Raw genomic sequence first — 24,296 nt, 5'->3', positions numbered from 1 at the left:
CGAGGCGTCAGTGCACCCGCATGGGCTCGCGCATGCTGGGCCCTTTCGCCTGCGAGGCCTCGTTCAAGATTTGAGACAGACGCTCATCGCCGGCCAAAGCGCCAATTACGGTCGCGGCACGCGCCGTGACTTTGGCGTTGGCTGCGCTCGCACCAAAAGCACGGCTAAAGGCCGTCAGTGGGTCTTCAACACTGGGATAGCTGCGCAATGTGATGCTGTCTTTGGCTTCAATCTTGGCCAGCGCTTTGGCTTTCAAGATTGCCGTGCGTAAGCCGCCAATCTGGTCGACGAGACCTAAGTCCTTGGCTTCATTGCCCGTCCAAACCCGACCTTTGGCGATCTCTTGCACGCGCGACAGGGGAAGCTTCCGGCCAGCAGCGACTTTGCCAGTAAAGTCTTCATAGATGCGCGTCACCGCCGCATTCATCGCGGCCTTCTGGCTGTTGGTATAAGGCGTGGCAGTGGAATAGGCGTTGGCGAAGTCACCGCCAGCTTGGATCGATGCGATATTGGCCCCCGTGTAGCGGTTTAGGGCGTCATTGATCACAAACTTGCCATTGAACACACCGATGGAGCCCGTGATGGTCGACGGCATGGCAAGGATTGCATCAGCCCCTGTGGAGACATAATAGCCACCTGACGCCGCATAGGCCCCCATGGACACGACGACTGGCTTACCTGCCTTCTTAGCCCGCTCTATCGCGGCCCAGATCTGGTCAGAAGCGCTAGGTGAGCCACCGGGTGACGACACGCGGAAGACAATGGCCTTCACCGCAGCATCGTCGGTCGCGTCGCGAATAGCGGCGGCAAAATCATCGCTGGTGATATTGTTTTCCTGTGCGAACGGGTCGCCGCTGCGTTCGCCCGTGATGATGGCACCTTCACCGCCGACCAAAGCGATCACGGGGCCAGATTCCATCGGCAATTGATAACTGGAGAGATCGACGAATTGGGCTTTATCCTTCCCACCTGCCCGGGCGAGCGCGGCGTCTTGCGCCTCTTCGGGTTGACCGATCTTGTCGATGAGCTTGGCCTGTAGGGCCGCTTCGGCTGACAGAGGCGCTTGATCGAGTGCGGCCTTCATCGCCTCAACAGGCATTTTGCGGTCAAAAGCGGTGGAGGCCAAGAAGGCGTTATAAATGCTGCCCAGCATGGCTGTGGTCGCTTCTCGGTGCGGGGCATTAAAGGTCTTCTCGGTATAAGTGTTGACCGCGTTTTTGTATTCTTTGAATTGTTCAAACTGCGGCAGGATGCCGAATTTTTCCATAAAACCGCCTAAAAAAAGCGTCTCGGCCACAATGCCGGTGGCGGCAAAGTCTGTGGTGCCCTGCATCCACATCTCACTGGCCCCTGACACGGCGACATAATTGGACAGCGTTGGATATTCAAAGCCTTGCGCATGCACAACGACGAATTTGCCGGTCGCTTTAAAGTCGATCATCGCTTGGCGAATTTCTTCTGCATGGGCCGGTGCCATACCGCCTTCACTGGCGCGAACGAACAAGCCCTTCACGCTGCCATCAGTCTCTGCCGCTTGCAGTTTCCGCACAATATCGACAACAGACGTGCCGCCCGAAAAGCCCGCAAACGGGGAATTGGGTGGTACATCCGTGACTGGCGCGCGCAGATCAAGGCTCAATACCGTGTGGGATGGGGTGACCGGTGCGCTGGAACCTGCAACCGATGCAATTAGAATAATTGGGATCAGGATAAAAAATAAAACCAGGCCCAAAAAGACGCCTGCGATCGTAATAAAAAATTGCTTCACCCTGTCCTCCATCGCACCCGCGCCATCTGGATTAAGAGATAGGTCGAGCAGGCACACTTATCACCATCTGTGATATAGGAATTTACAGGTTCCGCCTAGCGGCAGTTACAAAGCGCACGCTGGGCTTAGCGCCGTTTTGCACCAAGTTGTCGGGCGATGATTTGGGCGGCCTTTTGACCTTGTCGCCACGCGCCGCCAACAGTCACAGCCAGCGAGTCGTCGCCGCCGTCGCCTGCGAAAAAGAGACGATCTTCAACGGGTTGGGAGTAGATTTTCCGCGCATTTGCGTGGCCCACGGTCTGATGAGGGTAAGAGCCTAAGGCAAGGGGATCACCCTGCCAATTGGTTGAGCTTAAAGCCGTCACGCGCGCGTTCGTCCCGATCACATTTTTGAGCAGGTCGAGGGCAAAGGCTTCCAAGGCCGCCGCACCCTCTGCGTTAAGCGCGCGCGACACAGGCCCCGGGATCAGGGCCGTAATCATCGCCCTATCTGGCGCGCTCACCAGCGCATGATATTGGCCTCGCTGGATATGGCTGTTGGAGAGGGTATATTCGGGTAAATCCGGCATGGGCGCAGGCAACACCATGGCCACTTTTTCCAGCGCACCCATGGGAAGATTTGCCAGCGCTGTTTGCTTGGCGCTCGGCAGAACCGGGTCGAACCGGATCGCGCCAGCGGCCAAGACGCCCGTCGGCACGGTGAGGATGACCTTTCGCGCGGTCACTTGCCCGAAGCTGCCGATGGCCGTCACACCATGCGCGCCATCCCAGCGCAAGGTGGAAACCGGGCTATTTAGGCGAATATCCAGTCCGCCAGCCAAGCCTTTCACCAAGGGTCCCATACCCGTTGACGGGATCAAATCTTCGCCCGCCTCCAAATTGTAATAGCCCTGTAGCGAGACATGGCTTGGGTCCTCGCCCATTTCGACGGCAAAGATATTGGCGACATGGCGTTGCGCTGGTGTTGGATTGGGCAAGGTCGCCCCCAAGGCCCGGTCATTCAGTCGGGCGAAGGGCAGAAGTTGGCGCATTTCCCAAGCGGCAGCCGCCTCTGTCACGTCCTTCCACGATGGATTGGTGCTGCGTGCCCCTTGATCAAAGATGTTGCCATTTTCATAGCTGCTTTTGACAAGGCCAATACCTGCTTCCCGCGCTAAGGGTACTAAAGGATTGGTGGCTTTATTGTGCAGCCAATAGGGGCCACGGTCGAACTTGTGGCCCAAGGTTTGGGTGTCGGTCAAAACGCGTCCGCCGATCCGGTCGCGTGCCTCCAAGATAAGGGTTCGAATGCCAGCTGCTTGAAGCTGACGCGCCGCCGATATGCCCGCCACGCCCGCCCCAATTATGATCACATCAGTATCGGTGACCGTTCCAGCGCGGACTGAAAAGGCCAAGGTTGATGCGGCAAGGCCCCCGACTAGGGTGCGGCGGTTAAGGGCAGTCATCTGCAGCTCTCCAAAATATGAGATTAATCTCGTGTTTGCAAATATGAGAGTAATCTCGTATTGTCAAGTAGGTTTCGATTACGGGGTGAAATCATGATTGTCAGCGCGGCTCCCAAAGCCAAAGCACCCAGCCAAGACCGGGGGCAGCGCCGCGTTGATCGCCTCTTGGACGCAGCCGCAGATTTGATTCTAATCCATGGGGCCGAGGGGCTGAAAATGGATATGGTTGCCAAGCAGGCGGCCACCTCGCCAGGCTCACTCTATCAATTCTTTCCCAATCGCGCTGCGTTATTGACCGCCTTGGCCGAAAGATATGGTGTGGAGATTGAAGCGATTGCACAAAGCAATGTCCGACGCCACGCGGCGGCTGCGCCCGAGTCAATTGAGCAAGCGGCACGACAATTCCTTCAACCATTTTTGGCCTTCTATGAAGCCAATCCTGCCTATGTCGTGCTTGCCGAAGCCTCTGACCGTGTCTTTGCGGGGGCAGGCTATGACTTTGGCGAAGATGACCAAGTTGCCCTCAACATGCGGCAAGCGCTGCAACCCTTTGTCGCGTCCGCCCATCAAACGCGGCTTGAGACGGTTTGCAAACTGCTGATCACGACGGCACATGCTACCATCTCGGCAGCAATAAAGCTTCCACCGGTTGGCAAGCTCGATTGGCTAGCCGAACTCGATGCTCTGATAATTGGCTATCTGCGCGGGCTGGTCTGATCCATTGGCAGCGCGATAACAGCGTTAAGCCCTGATGGCAGTGTTTATGTGATCAAAAGTCTTGCACCGAGGCCCAAGCGCGTCTATCTGCCTGCCTCTCTTGGGGTGTCGCCAAGCGGTAAGGCATCGGTTTTTGGTACCGACATTCCTAGGTTCGATCCCTAGCACCCCAGCCACTCTTTCCGCCAACCATCAAATTTTGTGTGTATCTAGGGCTTGGCCGGCGCGGCTAAGGCCAGCCACACTTCGTGACGGCGCAGGAATGGCGCGGTCCAAGGTGGATCATAAGACGCATAAATCGGCGCCCCAATCGGCGTCAGCTTTTTGCCTTGCAGCCACGTACGCAATTCTTCGCTCTTTTGCGCCATCGTCGCTTGGCTACCAAAGCCTGAGAAGGTGATGACGCCATAGCGCTTGGCTGGTTCTTCTAGCAGGCGGACATTGGGGTCGTTGGGCACGGGCATATTCGCCAGCGTTGAGCCTTCCGGCATAATAAAGCGCACCTTCCATTCAGCGCCGGCATCTTGACGGATGACGGGTGCCGTCATGGCGATGGATTGGCCTTCTTGTTGGCGCGTCACGGGGGCCGTCATCGCAATGCTGGCGCGGGGCTTGTTGCCGCCAAAAATATAGCGCGCCAAAGGCCTAAAGCCGGCACTTGCTGGATCCCCGCGACCTTCCGGGACGCGAACTTCAGCGACCACTTGGCTGTCATAGTCACGTATTTCAAACGTCCCATCACGCAGAACCCGTTTGAAGGTGGGCTCAGGCGTACCTGCCTTGGTAGGGCTTGCAAGTCCGATGGCACTGAGCAAAGGCAGGAGGAGGGCGAGGGCGGGGCGCAGAGGGGATTTGGTCATACTCACATTACGTTCCTAGCCTGCATTTGGTTCAAACAAACCACTAGCGAGCTTAATTTATTTGCCAAGCCTATTGAATTCAAAAATGTGATTTGCGCCTTTCATAGGGGGCCCATGTCCTTTAAAGCATCGCGCGCGCATCTCCAAAGCGCGACAACCTCTCCAAATTCAATAAAAGTGATCCTGAATTTGTCCGCGAAGTTTGACCTTCTGCCCGATGCCGCACTCTATGACGCGGCTGCTGAAGCGCTTTACGCTCTGTCTTTTGGCCCTGGGCGACATGTAAAGGCGGCTGCCCGCCTGCGTGAGGGTCATAGCTGCCGACGCGATGTGTCGTTCGTGGCTTTGGCAGATGGGCGGCTCATCGGTGCGTGCCGTTTGTGGCCGCTGGTTACAGATCAAGGCCACGAAGCCTTATTTCTCGGGCCTATTGCCGTCGCACCTGACCAGCAAGGTCAAGGCTTGGGTGGCAAATTGGTTGAGGCCTGTCTTGAAGCTAGCGACCGTTTGACGGCTCTGCCGGTCATTCTGGTGGGGGACCTAGCCTTCTTTGAGCCCTATGGCTTTCAGCGCGTGCCTAAAGGTCAGCTGATTCTACCCGGTCCTGCCGATCCCAGCCGTTTGCTGTGGCGTCCAGCCCTAAAAGCAGAGACAGCGGCACCATCGGGCAAGCTACTGAAAAAGGTTTAGCCTTTAGGTTTTTGAGCGAGAAACCACCAGTCGGCCTTCACGCCACCACGCCCATAGCGCTAACGCTGCCAATAAGATGGCATAGGCCCAAGGCGGCAGGATCGCGTCGCGGCTGGTTGCTGAAACACTTGTTGCCCCGGCGCGCCTCAGGCCCAGTCCTTCAGTACTCGCCTTTTGGCTTTTGCTAAGACGCGCGATGTCGGGAAGCGGTCCGGTTCCGGCTTTGCCGACCCAAGTCACACTGCCGCCGCCTTGTTTGGCTTGTGGCCCGGCAAGGGCAGTGGGATCTGCGGTGAGGAGACGCGCCTCATTGGGGTTACCAATACCAGCGACGATGAACGCGCTTTTGTCGCCCGATTGCACAAAGACCAGTCCAGGCTTGGCCATCGTACTCTCACCCCGCCAAACACCGTTCCCGGCAGCAGAAAGCGGTACGGGGAAGGTTTGGCCTGACAAAGTGACTTGGGCGGGACCGGGGTCGTCGCTGCTTTGCCGTTCTATCAACAGGCGGCCGGGCTGGCTGCGTAGCAATAGCCGATCGGCCTCAAGGTCTGCTTCTTTCATCAGCCAATGGGCGGTACGGCGAAAAAGCTCATCAAATGGGCCACCGCCATCATAGCCGCGTCGCCACAGCCAAGCCTGATCGCTCATCACGGCTGCCACGCGCCCACGCCCCACTTGCCCCAAAACGAGGAGGGGCTCGCCTGCGCCTTCTAACAACACGTCACCAGTGGCAGTGGATGGCTGGACCCGCAGCCATTGGCCCCAGCTGTTGGACTGTTCAGCCAAGCTGGCGGAAACGGGGTGGCTGCGGCCACGCTCGGTCAAGGCGGGGCGAAAGGCGGTCTCAATCGGCTCCCCGCGCGACTGGACGGGCAAGATGCGCTTCAAAGGCGTCGACTGCACCCCTTCATCCAATCCTTCAGAGGGGCCTGCCAACATCAAGAAGGCCCCGCCGCCCTCCACCCATTGCGCGACCGAGTCTAGATAGGCGTCTGGAAGCACGGAGAGGCGAGAGAAGCGGTCGAACACCACCAAGTCAAAGCTATCAATCTTGTCGAGGAAGAGTTCGCGCGTCGGGAAGGGGATCAGCGACAATTCTTCCGTGGGCGTAAAATCCTGCTTTTCAGGTGGGCGGAGAATGGTGAATTGGATCAGATCGACGCTGGGGTCTGACTTCAAGAGATTCCGCCACGCCCGCGATCCAGCATAGGGTTGCCCGGTCACCAGCATAACGCGCAAACGGTCCCGTACCCCCGTAATCGAGAGGGCTAGCCCATTATTGGCGGTTGAAACCTCGCCAGCGACCCCCGGCGTCTCAATGGCAATCGGAACCAGCCCACGCTGCGCGATCGGGACTTCAATGATGATATCTTCACCCGTGGGCACGTTCAGCGTCTGTGGTGCCTCAGTGCCGACCCGCACGGTCAGAGGGACAGACGCGTCGCTATCTTCGACCCGCACGACCACTTTGGTAATTTCACCAATGGGCGCTTGCTTCGGGGCAGAGCGAAGATCAATCCGGCGGTCGCGCTCTTGCGGGCTGCCGACAAGGATTTGATGGATTGGGAAGGGGCGGGCAGCGTCCTCGCCATCGATAAAGCGGCCATCGCTGATAATAATTGCGCCCGCGACCCGGTCTGGCGGGATGTCGGCAAAGGCTTGATCGAGCCCGGCGGAGAGGGCGGTTCCGGCACCACTGCCATCAAAATAAGTGATGCGGACTTCTAAGTTTTCGACTTGGCCGAGACGGGCTTTCAGCGCGCGCAGGGCCACTTCTGCCCCTGCCGCACGATCTGTCAGCGCCATGCTTTCGGACCGATCCACCAGAATGGTCACAATGTCTGTCAACGCTAAGCGTTCTTCGCGCACTTGGCTTGGACCTGAAAGCCCAATGAGGGCAACCAACACCAAGCACAGCCGGGTTAGCGGCGCTTTGCCACCTAAGCGCAGGTAAAGTGCGACCAAGCCGAGGCCCAAAATCGCGAGACCCAAAAGAACGAGGGGCGGTAGCCACGGGTCAAAGCCCAATCTAACAAGGTCAATCCCATTCATCGCGGCTGTCCTTGCCGGCGACCCAGCCGTTCGAGCAAGGCAGGCGCATGGACTTGATCGGCTTTGTAATTGCCGGTCAGCGCATATAGGACAACATTAATCCCTACCCGAATGGCCAACTCGTTTGGGTTCGGTCCCATGGTTTCAAACCCCTGTAGGGGCGGATTGGGGGCCTTTGCCCAAGCCGAGACCCAGTCACCATCGCCAAGGATGAGGGGCGAGACACCGTCATTGGCACTCGCTGCCGCAGAAGCCTCGGTTTCAACCCAGAGCTTCGCGTCTGGATAGCGACCGGGAAAACGCTGCAGGATGTAAAAGGCTTTGGTGAGCACGTGGCCTTCCGGGACAGCGGCAAGCGGTGGTGCCTCAATACCGCGCAGAGCCGCCCGCGTGATTTGGCGCGCCATCGCCGGGGTACGTCCTGCACCCCGGGAATCGATGAATAAGACCCCGCCATTCTTCATAAAGCGGTCTAAAGCGCTGGCCACTTCTGGGCGGGTTTCGGTGGGAGCATCGCCCAATGTCCAAAACAAAATCGGATAAAGCGCCAGATCGTCGCGGGCTGGGTCCAAGCCGATAACCGCGCCGGGCTCCACCGACGTGCGATCGCGGAGTGCGCGCGACAGGCCTTCAAGCCCGCGCTGGGTTTGTGCGTCGAGCGCCCCGTCCCCGGTCTTGATGAAAGCGAGGGAAAGATCGCTTTGCCGCGGCTTGGCCTTACTTGGCTGCGCAAAGACGTCCTGCGCGCCGCCAAAGAACAGGAGGCTCAACAACAACAGGCCCAAAAGCGTTGCCTGCGGCTTTGCCCGCCCCCGCCGAAAGGTCGGTAATTTCGCCCCCGCAAATTTGCCCGCAAGAAGCAAGCTAATGACCATATCTGTGAGGAGAAGGGCCATGCCTAGGCTGAGCAAGGGGCCGGCCAGCGACTGGGGCTGCCGCTCCGCTTCAGCCACCCGCTCGACTTGTGGCAAGTCTGGCAATGGGGCCAGCTGCAGATTGGCGGGTGCGGCTTGCAAAACCCAGCGCACGCCACCGCCTTCATAAATGCCCGGCGGTTGATCAAGGCTTGGGCGAAGTGTTTGGGCTTCTTCGGGTCGAATGGGGCGAATTTGCGGGTCGGGTGCCCGAAAAGCTCCAAAACCATCAAGCACCAAGACTGGCTTTAGTGGGGTAGTCCCGACAACAAAATTTGCCGGAATGGCGCTGGAGGCCGCTTGGGCCAGCACGCGGCGCAGCATGGCAACTTGCAAGCCTGAAAATGCGACATCGCTCCAAGCGGGGCCTGCAGTGGTGTGAAATAAGACGACTTTGCCTTTGCCGAGCGCCCGGGCGGTGACTAAGGGCGTTCCGTCCGACAGCCTCGCCCAGATTTGCAGGGGTTGAGTGTCCCGCGTCGATGCGGCTGCTGCTGCGCCAGTATCTGGCGCGATAACGGCGACTTGGGTGACGCGCGCATCGTCTGGAATGGCGAGGCCCGCAAACGGGCTGGTTGGTTCAAACACCCCAACTTTGCCCGCATTGTCCCAGGTCATGGCACCGCGCACAGTACGAGGCTCGGATAGAAGCGGTGTCGGGATCAAAGGGCTTGGCCCTGCAGCCAACAACTTAGGCCCTGCTGTCCGGATCAAGAGACCACCAGCGCGAACAAAGCGCTCTAGAGCTTCACGGTCTTGCGGGGCTAGTTCGCCAGCATCTGGCAAAATCAGGGCGTCCAAACCCGCCGCCACCAAGCGCGTCAAATTGGCCCGCGTGAGATCGGTCGAGGTTTTGAGAGCCTCTTCTAGATAGTGGGCGTCCGAGAGCAGGGGCTGATCATCTTGGCGTTCGGCAATCAATCCCGTGCGGACGCGGCGATCAAAGGCGTCCAGCAGATAAACGCCGCCGGCTGACCGCGCATCGCCTGTCCGCAATGCCGCGACATCGCGCATGATCACCGATTCAAGGGCAAAGCTAACGCCCGTTGGTACAATCGCCTGTGTCGTTTCCCGCAGTCTCTGCCCGCGACTATTCACCGCCTCCAGTCGTTGTGAGCGGCTGGCAGCAGGGCCTGCAACAAGGCCGAGGCTGTAGCCTTCAGATGTGGCCGCGGCACGCGTGATAGCGACGGCACCTTGCGGCACGCTGCGCAAGCGCACGGTGCCCGTTTGCGTCAGTTTGCCCGCAAAGTCCTTGCTGCCCGGATGGGCGACACCGTCAGAGAACCAGATGATGCGCTGACCTTTTGGAAGGCCCGAGAGCGCGCTTGTGGCCCAAGCCGGGTCTGGCAAAACAGGCTTGGGCTGGGCGGCGAGAATGCGAGCAGCCGCTTGGTTGGAACTTAAGACTTCCAATGGGCCAGACTGGCCGCGCCCACTCGCCGTCCATAACAGGCGTACGGGCCCTGTTGCTGCGCGCGCTGTTTGAGCGGCTTCATCGGTGACCGTGCGCCACGATGGTGCCGAGGTCCAACCGTCGTCGATAACAATCAGTAGGGGCCGCGCATCTGGAGTGACGACTGGATTGAGCACGGGACCGGAAAACCCAAGCACCAAAAGTCCAAGCGCAACCATGCGAAACCAAGCCAGCCAAGGCGGGGTTTTCTTTGGCGTTTCTTCGGTGTTGGGCAGGTTCGCTAATAAGGCAGTGGGTGGAAAAATCTGTTCACGTGGGGCAGGCGGCAATGCCCGAATAACCAGCCAAATCAGAGGTAAGGCTGCCAATGCTAACAAAGCTAAGGGGGTAGTGATGCCAAGGGGGCCAAGCGTGAGCATGCGTCAGCCCACCTTGAACTGAGAAGCGCCGCGTCCATCCAACAGGGCAGCAGCCTGCAAGGTCACGGGCAAGGCAGGCTGATCGGTGGCATGGCTCAGCAAACTGCCCCGAGCGCTGGTGAGCGCTGCACGCAAGGCCTCGAAATGCAGGCGATAGGTGCGTTGATACGCATCCCGGGCCGCACCGGCTTGGCCGATGATAATGGGTGTATCACGATCCGGGGCAGAGAAGGACACGCGGCCTTCAAATGGGAAAGCTTCCTCGTCGGGGTCGCGGATCAAAACGAACAGGACGGGTTGGGCGCCAGATGACAGGCGACGGAAGCGCTCGGCCCAGACCTCAATCGGCTCGAGGCCGTCGCTGACGATCAGAATTTGGGCGTTTCGGCCCGTATCGATCGGCGCTTGCGCGTCAAAGCGGCCGCCACTGGCGATCAGCGCTTCCAGAAACGATTCCTCCTGACCCATAACTTGGCCGCTTAAGAGCGCGCTGACCCGCTCACCGCCCGCTTTTGCTGCCATGGCCAGTGCAAGCGCGACCACCAAAGCGCGCTCTGCTTTTGTGGGGCGGCTGGTTTGATTGCGCCAACGCATCGAGGGGCGCGTGTCGACCCAGATTTGCAAGGATGCAGGGCTTTCGCGTTCCATCTCGCGCACGAAAAGCCGGTCAGATCGCGCAGACCGTCGCCAATCGACTTGGCGCAAGGTTTCGCCATCAAGAAGCTCGCGGTGCTGCCAAAAGGCCTCGCCCATGCCAGCCCGGCGTCGCCCATGCGCACCCAGCATCAGGCTGGCCGCAGTCTTGCGCGCATCCATCAACAGAGCAGGCAGGGCATTTGCCAAATCTTGGGCATCGCCAGCCAGTTTGGCGGGGACAAAAGCCTGTTGGCTCGCCTTCATGCGGGTCGCAGTGCCTCTTGCACCAAGCGGTCAATCAGCTTTGCAATGTCGAGTCCGTCGGCGCGGGCCCGCCACGTCAGAGACATACGGTGGGCGAGGGCAGCGCGCGCAATCGCGGTCACATCATCCAAGCTGGGGCTAACCCGGCCGCGCAAGAAAGCGCGCGCCTTGGCAGCCTTGATCAAGGCTTGACCCGCGCGCGGCCCCGGACCCCACGCCACTAGGTCGCGAATTTCAGGATCGGTTGCACTTTCAGGTCGGGCAGAACGGACGAGATCGAGCACCGAATCCAAGATTTTCTCACCCACAGGCATGGTGCGCACAAAGCTTTGCAGATTAGCTAATTCACCGGGCTTTAAGGCCGCCTTAGCGACCAAATCGCCATCACCCGTCGTGGCCAAAAGGACTTGCCGTTCGGTCTCGCGATCCGGGAAGGGGACATCAATCTGCAATAAGAAGCGGTCCAATTGCGCTTCTGGCAAAGGATAGGTGCCTTCTTGTTCGATTGGGTTTTGCGTGGCCAAGACAAAGAAGGGCTCCGGCAGACTATAGGTAACACCAGATACGGTCACTTGGCCTTCTTGCATGGCTTGAAGCAGGGCCGATTGCGTGCGCGGGCTTGCCCGGTTGATTTCGTCTGCCATCAATAGGCTGGTAAAAACCGGGCCGCGCACAAATCGAAAATTGCGCTTGCCGGAACTATCTTGGTCGAGGATTTCAGACCCGATGATGTCGGACGGCATGAGGTCTGGCGTGAATTGTACCCGCCCCCAATCAAGCCCAGTTGCAATCGCCACGGCCTCTACCAGTCGGGTTTTGGCAAGGCCCGGTGCACCCACTAACAAGCCATGGCCACCGGCCAAGATCGTCGCAAGCGTCAAATCAATCACCCGCTCTTGGCCAAGAATGGCACCACCAACCCCGGCGCGAACCGCAGCAATGGTCTCAAGCGCGCGATCAATGCGACCAATGGTCTTGTCGGTGGTCTCGTCGGAAGGGGTTTGATTGGGCATATCACTCATGGATTTAGCCTAGCCTGACTCAAGGGTGTTGTGCGAGTGTCTTTTCAGAGAGGTTTCTTCTGTCGATCAGTGCGCCCTCATCTGGTCATCCCCCCGGAACAAACCTAAGTTAAACACATGAGTGATCCACGCCCCCTTGCAGATTTATTGGCTGAATTGATGCAGTTGCAAGGCCAGCATGGGCGCGAGCGGGCTTTGCCACCCGTCGAGATGTGGAATCCCGCCCATTGCGGCGATATCGGCATGGAAATCCGTGCGGACGGCTCTTGGTGGCACGAAAAAGTGCGCATCACCCGCCAGCCGATGATCGATCTATTTTCCACCATCCTGCGCAAGGATGAGGATGGCCAAACCTATTTGGTGACGCCGGGGGAAAAAGTCATTGTCCATGTTGCCGACGCGCATTTTTTGGGTACGCGGGTTGATCAACTCGATACCAGTTTTGGCCCCAGCATCGTCGTGACCACCAATGTTGGCGATCAAGTTGTTGTCGGAGCGAGCAACCCTTTGTGGGTGGAACATGATCCCAAGACCGGGGAGCCCCGGCCCTATGTGCGCGTGCGCGGACGCTTGAACGCCCGCGTTTTGCGCGCGCCATTTTATGAACTCGTCGAGTGGGCGGACTTGGAAGGTGAACGCCTGTCGCTGACCAGCCAAGGGACAAGGTTTGATTTGGGGCTGGTAGAAGGCATCGAGGGATGAGCGAAGCCGATTTGATTGCGCGGCTTGAGCGGCGCTTAGCCCCGCTGGATGATTTAGCTGGCCGTCCGCCCTTTTCGGACTTTGACTTGTCGGGGGAAAGACCTGCGCAACCAAGTTTACGCGATGCCTCGGTCTTGGTGCCCTTGATCACCCGCGAAACAGGGCTGTCGGTGCTGTTGACGCGCCGCTCTGCCGACATGCCAACCCATTCAGGGCAGATTGCGTTTCCAGGCGGCAGGCGGCAGGACGAAGATGCCGATGCGATTGCAACCGCCCTTAGAGAGGCCCGCGAAGAAGTTGGCCTTGATCCCGCCCATGTGCGGGTTCTGGGGGCCTCAGACCCGTATGAAACGGTAACCCAATTTCGCGTGACGCCCATCGTGGGGCTTGTTTCCCATCAAGCAGACTTTGTGGCCGATCCGCGCGAAGTCGATGCGATTTTCGAAGTGCCGTTCGCCTTTTTCATGGACCCAGCCAATCACCAACGCCATTCGCGCGATTATAATGGCCAGACGCGCTATTATTACGCCATGCCTTACGGCGATCATTATGTCTGGGGAGCGACCGCTGGCATGCTGCGCGCGCTCTATTTGCGGGTGTTTGCTGAAGGCTGAAGCAGTGGTTTCGAAGGCTAACCGAGCCTACTGAAATTTTAGTCAAAATTCCGAATCATTTCTGCACCAAAGCGGGTAGGCTTTAACTTACCATTCACCTCAATCCTTCATGTCTCATCAATTATTGCGGTGACTGGGGATGCTTGCCCCAGGTTTAAAGGGATTGGCGCAGCATGAAGGGCGTGCGGGTAGGGGTGTTAATGGGTGGCTGGTCAGCCGAGCGACCTGTGTCGCTTGTCTCCGGCAAGGCCTGTGCCGACGCCGCGCGTGCACTGGGTGCTGACGTTGTAGAGATTGATGTCGATCGCGACATTGCTTCGGTCCTGAAATCTGTATCCCCCGACATTGCGCTTAATGCGCTGCATGGTCCTTGGGGTGAGGACGGGCGGATCCAATCCGTGCTGGAAATCGCGAACATTGCGTATACCCATTCTGGTGTTTTGGCCTCTGCCTTGGCGATGGATAAGGAAAAGGCCAAAGCAGTGTTTGCTAGCGCCGGCCTTGATGTGCCCGCTGGCAAGCTGATGTCGCGTCAGGATGCAGCCCGCGAACACCCACTTGAGCCGCCCTATGTCGTGAAGCCCAATGCAGATGGCTCATCCTTTGGCGTGTTTATCGTTCGCAAGGGCGAGAACCGACCTCCGGAAAAACTACTCGACCCCGATTGGCGGTCTGGCGATGAAGTGCTGGTGGAAGAATTCATTGCTGGACGTGAGTTGACGGTCGCTGTGATGGGCGACCGGGCTTTGGCGGTGACTGAAATCCGCACAGGTCATGAGTTTTATGATTATGACGCCAAATATGCAGCCGGTGGCTCTGTTCATCATGTGAACCCATCGGACTTACCTGCGGCTGTGCGTGAAAAGGCGATGAAAGATGCGGTGCGTGCCCATCAGTTGTTAGGCTGTCGTGGCGTGACGCGGACGGACTTCCGCTATGATCCGGCCACCAATCGCTTGGTCGTGCTGGAGATTAATACCCAGCCCGGGATGACGCCGACATCACTGGCACCGGAGCAGGCGGCCCATATCGGCCTGTCATTTAATGACCTCGTAAAATGGATGTTGGAGGACGCGTCATGCCCGCGATGAGACAAACGCGCCGTGCGGCCCCCAAGCGGGCGCCTGCCCCCCGTGGTCGTGCCCGTTCGCCCCGACGTACGGATAGTCATGCTTGGACGATGAAACTGGGCGCTTGGGCCCATGCCCGCATGCGGGCTGCCCAATATGATGGCCCAACCCGTCGCATTCTGGTCGGCTTCACCCTTGCCTCGGTATTGGCAATCTTCGTGCTGCTCGCTGCTGGCCTTGGCATTTTGGATGACATGGGTCGCGGTATTCAGACGAGCGCGGGTAATGCTGCCCGGAGTGCGGGCCTCGCCGTCCGCTTGATCAATGTGCAGGCCCCCAATGGGATGCAATTGAGCGAGTATCAGCGGGCCGAAGCGGAAGTGAAGTCCGGCATTATGGCCGATGATGTCATGTTCGGCATAGATCCCTCAGAGGTCCGTGCCCGCGTCGCTGAATTGCCTTGGGTCGAAGGTGTTGTTGTGCGCCGCCTGTGGCCCGATCAAATCCAGATCCTCATCACCCCCCGTGCCGCAACCGCGCTTTGGCAAGACCAAGGGCATCTTTCCTTTATGGATGGCACGGGTCGGAAACTGGGTGAGGCAAAAGAAACCAAATCTGCCAAAGGTTATGCCTTGGTGGTTGGTGCTAATGCGGGCCCACAAGCTCCGGCCTTATTCGAGGCGTTGCGCAGCTATCCAGCAATTGCCGAACGCACCAGCGCAGCCATTTGGGTCGGGGATCGCCGCTGGACCCTGCGCTTGAAGTCGGGTGGCGATATCCTGCTGCCGGAAACCGGCATGGCCGAGGCCTTAGCCCAACTGCAAGCCCTGCAAGCCAGCCATCAAATTCTAGACCGCGAATTCGCCCGCCTTGATCTCAGAACATCAGGCACCCTCATTCTCCGCCCGACTCCAGAACGTTTGTCGGTGACGAAGGCTCAAGATGCGGCGAAGTCCGCTCAGAAGGCTTGATACACACCGAAATGAGACAAACATGTCCTCTTTAACCAAGCGTGCAGCCGTCGAAAGTCGAACGCCCGCACCTCGTGCTGCCATGTTGGCCGCGTTGGATATTGGCGCGTCCAAAATCACCTGTTTCATCGGGAGTACAGGGCAAGGCACTGGCCCTTTGAGGGTTGCAGGGGTCGGCACCCAGCCCGCACGCGGCGTGCGCAATGGCGCGATCGTTGATCTAGAGGCTGCAACAAAGGCGGTACGAGCCGCGATTGCGCAGGCGGAACGCATGTCTGGCGTCACCGTGAGCGAAGTGGTCGTCTCGGTCTCTGGCTTTGGCGTTCGAGCAGAGCAAGCGCATGGCGAAATCACCTTCGCCAATGCTGAAATTGGCCCGAAAGAGCGCCGCCGCGTGGTGGGCTCAGCGTTGGAGCATGTGCGCTTAGACGGCCGGTCTATCCTGCACGCAACGCCGAGTTTCTTTGTCGTCGATGGCCAAAAGGTCCGCGATCCGCGCGGCATGCTGGGTCGTCGGTTGGGCGTGGCAGTCACGGTGGTAACGGCCCCAACGCCCCAATGGCGCAATATTGTTCTGTGTGTGGAGCGGGCGACCTATACGATTTCAGGCTCTGTTGCTGCACCTTATGCAGCGGCTCTTGGCGCTTTGGCGGAAGATGATTTGGAGTTGGGTGCTTTGGTCGTGGATATGGGCGCGCGCTCAACTACCGCGGCACTGTTCCATGCGGGCGCTTTGATCCATGTCGATGCCGTGCCCATTGGCTCAGACCATGTCACCCATGATATTGCCCATTGCCTTGGCACCACGGCGGCAGCTGCAGAGCGCCTCAAAATCGTGCACGGCAGCGCGATTGCCAGCCTGAATGAAGATAATCTGATGATTGATGCACCCCGTATGGGTGAAGATGGTCAGCTTATCTCGGATCAGGCCCCGCGCTCGATTCTGACAGGGGTGGTTCGCCCCCGCGTAGAAGAGACCTTGGAGCTTTTGCGCGATCGTTTGCGCGCTGGCGGGCTTGATAAGCTCAATGCTGGTCGCCGGATCGTGTTGACGGGTGGCGGAAGTCAGTTGAACGGCGTGCGCGAACTGGCAGCGCGTGTATTTGAAGGCCATGTCCGCATCGGTCGCCCACAGCGCTTTACGGGTCTTGGCGACGCTGTTGCTGGCCCCGGCTATTCGGTGGCGGCAGGTCTGTTACGGTGGGGCGTGGAGCGGCCAACCGATATGGCGAGCAGTGCGTCGCAAATGGTGGAACCTTCCAGCCACCCCGTCGCACGTGCCTTGCAATGGCTGAAAGACAATTTCTAAAGCGCCTTAGCCTGCATTCCCAATCCGCTTGATTTCCCAATGTAGGTCAACGCCCTGCGTGGCCTTGACCTGTTGGATGACGTGTTCGCCCAGTGCCTCTAGGTCTTTTGCCGTGGCCGTGCCGGTATTGATCATGAAGTTACAATGCTTCTCGCTCATTTGCGCGCCACCAATCTGATAGCCGCGCAGGCCAGCTGCATCGATCACCTGCCAGGACTTACGGCCACCGGACTGCACAGGGTCGGGGTTTTTAAACGTGCTGCCGCCAGTTTTGTCGCGAATGGGCTGACTTTGTTCGCGCTTCTGGGTGATCGCGTCCATCCGAGCAAGGATTGCTGCCGGATCATCGGCCGTGCCTTGGAAAGTGGCTGACACAAAGATCAAATCCGCGGGTGCTGTTGTGTGCCGATAGGTGAAGCCCATGTCGGCACAACTGATCTCATGGCGTTGGCCTGCCCGATCATAGGCCACGCACGAGACCAAGACGTCCTTCGTTTCGCTTTCATAGCAGCCAGCATTCATACGCAATGCCCCCCCAATGGTGCCGGGCACCCCGCGATAGAATTCTAGGCCCGCAATGCCTGCTTCGGCCGCTTTCTTGGCGACACTGGCGTCCAAGCAGGCAGCACCAGCTGTGACGGTCAAGCCGTCCGTCGATATTTGACCAAAGCCGCGCGGAGAAAGGCGGATCACCACACCGGGCACACCGCCATCGCGCACAATCAGGTTTGATCCAACGCCGACAGCCAGAATGGGAATATCGGCCGGGCAGGCGCGCAGGAAATCGGCCAGATCGTCTTCATCCGCCGGCTGAAACAGCACTTCGGCTGGTCCACCGACCCGAAACCAAGTGAAAGGGGCCAATGTGACACTGGCTTCGAGTTTGCCCCGGACGGGGGGGAGGCGGTCGAAAAGGTTCATGCCTCAGGCTTAACGCCAGCTTCGGCCCTCGAAAAGGGGTTAAAGCTGAGACGAAACACTCAAAGCTTCGACCGTTTGAAACCCGAAGCCCAAAAGCACGCGGCGCGTCGCTTCATCCGCCCCGCCAGTTGTAAGCCCCCTGCGCAGGATAGGGGCCTCCTGATCCATCTGGGCTTGCAATAAATGGGCAGCTCGTCGGGCAATTGCCTCCCCGGAATCGACCCAAGTCACGGGACGGGGCGCTAAGGCCTCTAGCTCGGCCTGAACCAAGGGATAATGGGTGCAGGCCAAGACAATTATATCCACGGCGTCACCGCCTTTTTGGTCGAATAGCCCTGAAATAGCAGCCTTGAAAATCTCTGGATCCGGCGTTTCTCCAGCCAGCTTGGCTTCAGCTGCCCCGGCAAGACCGACCGCGCCATGGCGCAATACCTGTTTACCGTTGCCAAATTCAGCGATCAGCTGATCGGTGTAGGAACGGGTGACGGTCTTTGGCGTTGCCAGAAGACCGATGGTCCCTGTCTGAGTGAGGGCAGCAGCAGGCTTGATCGCGGGGACAACGCCTACCACCGGAATCGAAACTTGGGACCGCACCGTATCAAGAGCCAAAGTGCTGGCCGTATTGCAGGCGACAATGACTAAATCGGCGGATGTTGCCTCAATTCCAGCCCGAATCACGGCGGGTACACGGAGGATCAAGGCCTCATCGGCCTTCTCGCCATAGGGGAAGTAAGCGGTGTCCGCCAGATGGAAAAGGTCGACCCCAAGGCGCGCGTTAACAATCGCATTAACTACTGACAAGCCACCTAGACCAGAATCGAAAACAAGCACATGAGGTCTATTTTTCAGGGGTTTCATCCGCACCATGTGCCTTTCAGAGACGCGTGAATCATGCTGAATTTTTTCTTAAGATTCATCATTTGCATGAATCAAATTAACTCCTGCTTAAACATGTCGGGGGCATCCTCAGCCATCGATTCTTTCACTCATCCCGCACGAAGCCTTCGAGGAGCCTAGAATGGCTATCCGCCTTAACGTCCCCACCCAAACTGAACTCAGCCCACGGATTGTCGTATTCGGCGTCGGTGGCGCGGGCGGCAATGCCGTCAACAACATGATTGATGCAGACTTGCAGGGTGTGGAGTTTGTGGTCGCAAACACCGATGCGCAGGCCTTGGCCCGTTCAAAGGCAGAGCGCCGCATTCAAATCGGTCTGAACACCACGCAAGGCTTGGGGGCAGGGGCAACGCCGCAAGTTGGCATGGCTGCTGCTGAAGAGAGCCAGAGCGAAATTCTTGATCATTTGGCCGATGCCAACATGGTCTTTATCACGGCTGGTATGGGCGGTGGCACGGGGACGGGGGCGGCCCCAGTAATCGCACGTACAGCAAAAGAGCAGGGCATTTTGACGGTTGCCGTTGTGACCCGTCCGTTCCAGTTCGAAGGACCGCGCCGCATGCGGATGGCCGATGCGGGCATTGCTGAACTTCAGAAATATGTCGACACGCTGATCATCATTCCAAACCAGAATTTGTTCCGCGTCGCCAATGACAAGACGACTTTCCACCAAGCTTTCCAATTGGCTGACCAAGTGCTGCATTCTGGCGTGCGCGGGATCACCGATTTGATGGTGATGCCGGGTCTGATCAATCTCGACTTTGCTGATGTGCGCTCGGTTATGGGTGAAATGGGCAAGGCCATGATGGGCACGGGCGAAGCCTCTGGCGAACGTCGTGCGCTGGAAGCCGCTACGAAAGCGATCAACAATCCTTTGTTGGAAGATATGTCGCTGAAAGGCGCACGTGGGGTGTTGATCAACATCACCGGCGGCTATGACATGACTTTGTTTGAGTTGGACGAAGCGGCGAACCATATCCGCCAGGAAGTCGATCCGGACGCCAATATCATCGTTGGTTCGACCTTTGATGAGACCTTGGAAGGCGTGATGCGCGTGTCCGTGGTCGCTACCGGTATTGAAGCCGCTGCGATGACCGAAGGCCGTCCACAAGCCACGGGCTATTTCAATGCGGCACCTGCCCAACAGCCAGCGGCGCCCGCGCCAACAGTCGTGCGGGTAAATAATGGCCGTGAGCCTATGGTGCATCAGCCCATCGTGCAGCGTCAGCCAGAGCCACAACCAGCTCCAATCGCGCAAGAGCCAAGCTATCAGCAAGCACCTCAGCCAATGATGCAGCAACCGGCACCGCAGCCTGTGCAACAGCCTTTGTTCCAGCAGCCACAAGCCGCACCAGAGCCAGCTGTCGCGCGTCAAGAGTATCAGCAAGCTGCACCACAAGCGCAGCCAAACTATGCTGCGGCGGCTGCCCCGCAGGCGCGCCCAGTCTATCAAGCTGCTCAACCACGTCCGCCTATGCATGGCGCAACCACGCAACAGCGCCCAGAACAGCCGAGCTATCAGGCCCGTGCTGCAGCCCCGCAACACCAGGAAGAGCCTCGCCAACAGCGCAGCTCTGGCTTCAATGGCTTCAACATTTTTGGTCGTCCAAAGCCTGCTGCACGTGAAGAGCAATGGGACGAGCGCCCAGAGCCAAGCGCAAAATCGATCACACAAACCCAGCCACTGTTTGGCGATGAGTTTGATGATGAGATCGAAATCCCAACCTTCCTGCGCAAGCAAGCCAACTAACACACTCTTTTTTCAAGAGTTTACCAAGAAAAGCGCCGCCGTACAGAAATGTGCGGCGGCGTTCACGTTCTATTGTCACATATCGAAATATTGTTTGGTTTGTCAGGTGACATCGTCTGCGCCAAAGAGGAAGCGCAGACATGTGTCCACTAGGGCAGGGTGTCTAATTGGAAATGAAGGTCAGTAAAGCGTGCAATATCAAACTGTGACAGCCCTCCAACATACGCTCGCAGGCCATGCGTCTTGCGTGGGCGTTGGCTTGCATACGGGAAAGCCTGTCCGGGTCACATTGAAGCCAGCGGGCGTTGATCATGGTATTGTGTTTGTCCGTTTGGACGCGCCTGAATTTGCGCGCCGGATTGCGGCTTTGGTCGACAAAGTCACGACAACTGAATTGGGCACCACTTTGGCCAATTCGGCTGGTGTGTCGGTCGCCACGGTTGAGCATTTGATGGCTGCCTTGTTTGGCATGGGCATTGATAATGCCATTGTCGAAATTGATGGACCGGAAGTGCCAATCCTTGACGGGTCTTCAGAGCCCTTCATCGAAATGATTGAGATGACTGGCACGCGGGCCTTGGGTGCGCCCCGCCGCATGTTGGAAGTCCTCAAGCCGGTTGAAGTTCGTCTCGGCAATAAGCTTGCTCGGCTGGAGCCTTTTGACGGGTTTGAGTTGGATGTCACGGTTGAATTCACCACGCGCGCCATTGGCCGCCAGCGGGTTGTATTTGACTGCACCCCACAAAGCTTCGCCAATGATTTGGGTGCCGCACGCACCTTTGGCTTCTTGCATCAAGTTGAAGCCATGCAGGCCAAAGGTTTGGCCTTGGGTGGCTCGCTTGAAAATGCGGTCGTGATTGATGGCGACGCCATCGTCAATCAAGAAGGCCTGCGCTTTGCCGATGAGTTCGTGCGCCATAAGGCACTCGATGCGGTCGGTGATTTAGCCTTGGCTGGCGCGCCGATCAAAGGCCGCTATGTGGCCGAGCGGGCGGGCCATGAAATGAATGTGGCGCTTGTGCGTGCGCTCTTGGCGGATGAAACCGCGTGGCGTTGGAATTTCGCGCCCTTAGCTGCAGAGCTTTTGCCCGCAGCTGGGGCGTAAGCCCGCAATTTCTGCTTGGTGAAATGCCGAAGTGGTGAAACTCTATCACCCAAACTTAACCTAATCCCCCTAGCCTTTAGTCTGGCATAAAAGGAAGAAAACGATGGGTCGTCGCTATTTTGGAACCGATGGGATTCGCGGTGAAACCAACAAATGGCCCATGACTGCCGAAGTCGCCATGACCTTGGGTATGGCCGCTGGTACGGTGTTCAAAAAGGGCGAGCATCGCCACAATGTCATCATTGGCAAAGACACGCGCCGCTCTGGCTATTTGGTGGAGTTTGCGCTTGTGGCTGGCTTTGCCGCTGTTGGTATGGACGTGAAAATCCTCGGGCCAATTCCCACCCCTGCCATCGGCCTGTTGACGCGCTCGCTTCGGGCGGACCTCGGCGTGATGATTTCCGCCTCCCATAATGGCTTTGCTGATAATGGCATTAAGTTATTCGGTGCCGACGGCTTTAAACTGAGCGACGCGCAAGAGCAGGAAATTGAAAAGCTGTTGGACGAGCCAGACCGGATCGTTCGCGCTGCCCCCCATGAAATCGGACTTGTCAAAAGCTTTGAGGACAGCCGCGGCCGCTATGTCGAATTTGCCAAGGGCGCTTTCCCACGTGGGATGAGCCTGGAGGGCCTACGCGTTGTCGTCGATTGCGCAAACGGTGCGGCTTATCGCACGGCCCCTTGGGCGCTTTATGAGTTGGGCGCCGAAGTTGTCGAGATTGGCGTTAATCCAAACGGCAGCAATATCAATGCCGGCTGTGGCTCCACCGATACGCGCCTCTTGAAGCAAACCGTGCTGGAGCGCCGCGCCGATATTGGCATTGCGTTGGACGGCGATGCCGACCGGATTATCATTATCGATGAAAAAGGTCGCGAAATCGATGGCGACCAGATCATTGCCGCCATCGCGCGCGACATGATCGCCGACAAGACTCTACGCGGTTCTGGCGTGGTCACCACAATCATGTCCAATCTGGGCCTAGAGCGCTATATTGCCGATCAAGGCTCCCAACTCATTCGTACCGGTGTCGGTGACCGCCATGTGGTGGCACGCATGCGGGCTGATGATTGTAATTTGGGCGGCGAACAATCCGGCCATATCGTGCTGTTGGACTATGCCACCACCGGCGACGGCCTTGTTTCCGCTTTGCGCGTCTTGTCGTCCATGATCACCCATGGCCGCACGGCTAGCGAGACTTTGGCTGTGTTTACCCCATCGCCACAGGTTCTGAAGAATATCCGCTATAGCGGCTCTTCGCCCTTGGCCGACCCAGACATGCAGGCACACGTCAAAAAGGCAGAGGATGCTTTGACGGCGTCAGGTGGCCGCTTGGTCGTGCGCACCTCAGGCACAGAGCCTTTGGTGCGTTTGATGGCGGAAGGCGATGATCAGAAGAAGATCACCCAATTGGTCGACGAATTGGCCGCCACCCTGCAGAGCCGCCGCTTAGCAGGCTAAGGTCTGCGCAGGCTGATCTCTCAGCCCGCCAGTTTCACCATCAGATGCCGCTTCTTGCCGAGCGAGAGCTTGACCTCTTGACCGTCGCGCAACGCGTCGGGGATCGGGCCAGTGACGTCTTGGATCACCGCATCATTGACCCGCAAGCCACCGCCCTTGGCTTGGCGCTTGGCCTCGCCATTGGAATCGACCAGACCAGCTGCCACGAACAAAGCTGCGAGCGAGGTGGGGGCTTCTGATAGGTCAAGCGATGGCAGTCCGCCTTCCGCCCCGCCGCCACCAAATTGTGCCGCAGCCGTCGACTGAGCCGCTTCTGCTGCTTCCCGGCCATGCAACATGGCGGTGGTTTCGGTAGCGAGCACAATCTTGGCCAGATTGATCTCAGACCCGCCCAAAGCCGCATAACGCGCGATCTCATCCAAGGGCAAATCCGTCATGCGCTTCATCAGAGGCTCAACATCTGCATCATCGACATTGCGCCAATATTGCCAATAGTCGAAGGGCGAGAGCATATCGGCATTGAGCCAGACGGCACCATTGGCCGTCTTGCCCATCTTTTGCCCGGCCGCATTCATCAACAAGGGCTGGGTGACGCCCAGCACGTGGCGCTCGTCCACGCGGCGGCACAGCTCCACCCCTTGGACAATATTGCCCCACTGGTCCGAGCCACCCATTTGCAAATTGCACTCATAGCGCCGTGACAGCTCTAAGAAGTCATAGGCCTGCAACAGCATATAGTTGAATTCAAGGAAGGTGATCGGCACTTCTTGGTCGAGACGGCGCTTGACGATGTCGAGCGCAATCATCTTGTTGATGGTGAAATGCTTGCCAATCTCGCGCAGCATATCCAGCCATTTGACCTCATCCAGCCACTGGGCATTGTCCACCATGATCGCATCGCGCGGGCCGTCGCCAAAGGTTAGGAATTTAGCGAACACCGTCTGGATCGAGGCCTTATTGGCGTCGATCACCTCTTGGGTAAGGACCGGGCGGGCCTCATTCTTGTCCGACGGATCACCCACTTTCGTGGTGCCACCACCCATTAAGGTGATGGGTTTGCCGCCACATTGCTGCAGGCGGCGCATCAACATGATCTGCGTCAGGCTGCCGACATGCAGGCTGGGCGCGGTACAATCATAGCCAATATAGCCCGTCAGTGCGCGCCCACCGCGCTCACTTTCAAGTGCCGCCGCATCCAAAGCTTCCAGATCGGTTGCTTGATAATAATGGCCGCGCTCCATAAGCGTTTGAACGAACGCTGATTTATGGGTCATGGCCGTCATCCTCTGAT

General features: G+C 58.3%; 19 protein-coding genes, 1 tRNA gene and 1 pseudogene. 11 read left to right on the top strand and 10 right to left on the bottom strand.

The features are described from left to right. Window positions 1–7 precede the first annotated feature (7 nt). Window positions 8–1,768 carry a signal peptide peptidase SppA gene (gene sppA / locus ACOVRA_RS00845; RefSeq protein ID WP_421718654.1) on the bottom strand — a complete coding sequence of 587 codons (1,761 nt, stop codon included), beginning with the start codon at window positions 1,766–1,768 and terminating at the stop codon, window positions 8–10. A 125-nt stretch (window positions 1,769–1,893) separates the two neighbouring features. Then, the gene (locus ACOVRA_RS00840) at window positions 1,894–3,213 is read right to left on the bottom strand and encodes a flavin monoamine oxidase family protein (protein WP_421718653.1); all 1,320 of its coding nucleotides are present in this window, start codon (window positions 3,211–3,213) and stop codon (window positions 1,894–1,896) included. 93 nt (window positions 3,214–3,306) lie between these two features. Between ACOVRA_RS00840 and ACOVRA_RS00835 the strand changes: the two genes are divergently transcribed. Beyond that, complete coding sequence (locus ACOVRA_RS00835) at window positions 3,307–3,930, top strand: TetR family transcriptional regulator (protein WP_421718652.1); 624 nt, start codon at window positions 3,307–3,309, stop codon at window positions 3,928–3,930. A 101-nt stretch (window positions 3,931–4,031) separates the two neighbouring features. Next, window positions 4,032–4,106, top strand: a tRNA-Gln gene (locus ACOVRA_RS00830). A gap of 33 nt (window positions 4,107–4,139) precedes the next feature. Here the strand turns inward: ACOVRA_RS00830 and ACOVRA_RS00825 are convergent. After that, the gene (locus ACOVRA_RS00825) at window positions 4,140–4,790 is read right to left on the bottom strand and encodes an SOUL family heme-binding protein (RefSeq protein ID WP_421718651.1); all 651 of its coding nucleotides are present in this window, start codon (window positions 4,788–4,790) and stop codon (window positions 4,140–4,142) included. Between the two features lie 114 nt (window positions 4,791–4,904). On the opposite strand from ACOVRA_RS00825, the gene ACOVRA_RS00820 reads away from it, so the two are divergent. Next, on the top strand, window positions 4,905–5,480 hold the full coding sequence (locus ACOVRA_RS00820) for a GNAT family N-acetyltransferase (protein WP_421718650.1): 576 nt from the start codon (window positions 4,905–4,907) through the stop codon (window positions 5,478–5,480). A 3-nt stretch (window positions 5,481–5,483) separates the two neighbouring features. Here the strand turns inward: ACOVRA_RS00820 and ACOVRA_RS00815 are convergent, their stop codons facing one another. Genes ACOVRA_RS00815 through ACOVRA_RS00800 form a run of 4 tightly spaced genes read right to left on the bottom strand, consistent with a single transcriptional unit; the run spans window position 5,484 to window position 12,207 of the window. Continuing rightward, window positions 5,484–7,535: a glutamine amidotransferase gene (locus ACOVRA_RS00815; protein ID WP_421718649.1), complete on the bottom strand. Its 2,052-nt coding sequence runs from the start codon at window positions 7,533–7,535 to the stop codon at window positions 5,484–5,486. Next, on the bottom strand, window positions 7,532–10,285 hold the full coding sequence (locus ACOVRA_RS00810; RefSeq protein WP_421718648.1) for a DUF4159 domain-containing protein: 2,754 nt from the start codon (window positions 10,283–10,285) through the stop codon (window positions 7,532–7,534). Before ACOVRA_RS00810 ends, ACOVRA_RS00815 begins: the two co-directional genes overlap by 4 nt. A gap of 3 nt (window positions 10,286–10,288) precedes the next feature. After that, window positions 10,289–11,185 (bottom strand): DUF58 domain-containing protein, encoded by an 897-nt coding sequence (locus ACOVRA_RS00805; protein WP_421718647.1) that lies wholly within the window; start codon window positions 11,183–11,185, stop codon window positions 10,289–10,291. Beyond that, complete coding sequence (locus ACOVRA_RS00800) at window positions 11,182–12,207, bottom strand: AAA family ATPase (RefSeq protein ID WP_421718646.1); 1,026 nt, start codon at window positions 12,205–12,207, stop codon at window positions 11,182–11,184. The genes ACOVRA_RS00805 and ACOVRA_RS00800 overlap by 4 nt, the downstream gene beginning before the upstream one ends. A gap of 117 nt (window positions 12,208–12,324) precedes the next feature. Between ACOVRA_RS00800 and ACOVRA_RS00795 the strand changes: the two genes are divergently transcribed. From ACOVRA_RS00795 to ftsA, 5 genes are all read left to right on the top strand, one after another. Beyond that, window positions 12,325–12,909: a DUF1285 domain-containing protein gene (locus tag ACOVRA_RS00795; protein WP_421718645.1), complete on the top strand. Its 585-nt coding sequence runs from the start codon at window positions 12,325–12,327 to the stop codon at window positions 12,907–12,909. Then, complete coding sequence (locus ACOVRA_RS00790; RefSeq protein WP_421718644.1) at window positions 12,906–13,523, top strand: CoA pyrophosphatase; 618 nt, start codon at window positions 12,906–12,908, stop codon at window positions 13,521–13,523. Before ACOVRA_RS00795 ends, ACOVRA_RS00790 begins: the two co-directional genes overlap by 4 nt. A 173-nt stretch (window positions 13,524–13,696) precedes the next feature. Beyond that, window positions 13,697–14,614, top strand: a complete 918-nt coding sequence (locus ACOVRA_RS00785; protein WP_421718643.1) for a D-alanine--D-alanine ligase — start codon at window positions 13,697–13,699, stop codon at window positions 14,612–14,614. Then, a complete protein-coding gene (locus ACOVRA_RS00780) occupies window positions 14,602–15,564 on the top strand; it encodes a cell division protein FtsQ/DivIB (protein ID WP_421718642.1) in 963 nt (320 codons plus the stop codon). Before ACOVRA_RS00785 ends, ACOVRA_RS00780 begins: the two co-directional genes overlap by 13 nt. Before the next feature lie 22 nt (window positions 15,565–15,586). Then, complete coding sequence (ftsA, locus tag ACOVRA_RS00775) at window positions 15,587–16,873, top strand: cell division protein FtsA (protein WP_290806789.1); 1,287 nt, start codon at window positions 15,587–15,589, stop codon at window positions 16,871–16,873. A gap of 6 nt (window positions 16,874–16,879) precedes the next feature. Here the strand turns inward: ftsA and murB are convergent, their stop codons facing one another. Continuing rightward, a complete protein-coding gene (gene murB, locus ACOVRA_RS00770; protein WP_421718641.1) occupies window positions 16,880–17,794 on the bottom strand; it encodes a UDP-N-acetylmuramate dehydrogenase in 915 nt (304 codons plus the stop codon). Window positions 17,795–17,833: 39 nt separating this feature from the next. Then, complete coding sequence (gene murI, locus ACOVRA_RS00765; RefSeq protein WP_421718640.1) at window positions 17,834–18,652, bottom strand: glutamate racemase; 819 nt, start codon at window positions 18,650–18,652, stop codon at window positions 17,834–17,836. Between the two features lie 160 nt (window positions 18,653–18,812). Between murI and ftsZ the strand changes: the two are divergent. From ftsZ to glmM, 3 genes and pseudogenes are all read left to right on the top strand, one after another. After that, window positions 18,813–20,138, top strand: a pseudogene (gene ftsZ / locus ACOVRA_RS00760) (cell division protein FtsZ); the annotation flags it as partial. A 493-nt stretch (window positions 20,139–20,631) separates the two neighbouring features. Further along, the gene (lpxC, locus tag ACOVRA_RS00755; RefSeq protein WP_421718639.1) at window positions 20,632–21,546 is read left to right on the top strand and encodes a UDP-3-O-acyl-N-acetylglucosamine deacetylase; all 915 of its coding nucleotides are present in this window, start codon (window positions 20,632–20,634) and stop codon (window positions 21,544–21,546) included. A 103-nt stretch (window positions 21,547–21,649) separates the two neighbouring features. Beyond that, a complete protein-coding gene (gene glmM / locus ACOVRA_RS00750) occupies window positions 21,650–23,005 on the top strand; it encodes a phosphoglucosamine mutase (RefSeq protein ID WP_421718638.1) in 1,356 nt (451 codons plus the stop codon). 20 nt (window positions 23,006–23,025) lie between these two features. Here glmM and tyrS read toward each other — a convergent pair whose 3' ends face one another. Beyond that, the gene (gene tyrS, locus ACOVRA_RS00745; protein ID WP_421718637.1) at window positions 23,026–24,288 is read right to left on the bottom strand and encodes a tyrosine--tRNA ligase; all 1,263 of its coding nucleotides are present in this window, start codon (window positions 24,286–24,288) and stop codon (window positions 23,026–23,028) included. Window positions 24,289–24,296: the final 8 nt, after the last annotated feature.

This window comes from Aquidulcibacter sp. (genome assembly GCF_049239865.1).
Lineage (GTDB): Bacteria > Pseudomonadota > Alphaproteobacteria > Caulobacterales > Aquidulcibacteraceae > Aquidulcibacter.
Note: the sequence above shows the minus strand (reverse complement) of the source record. Positions and strands in the feature narration are given on the sequence as shown.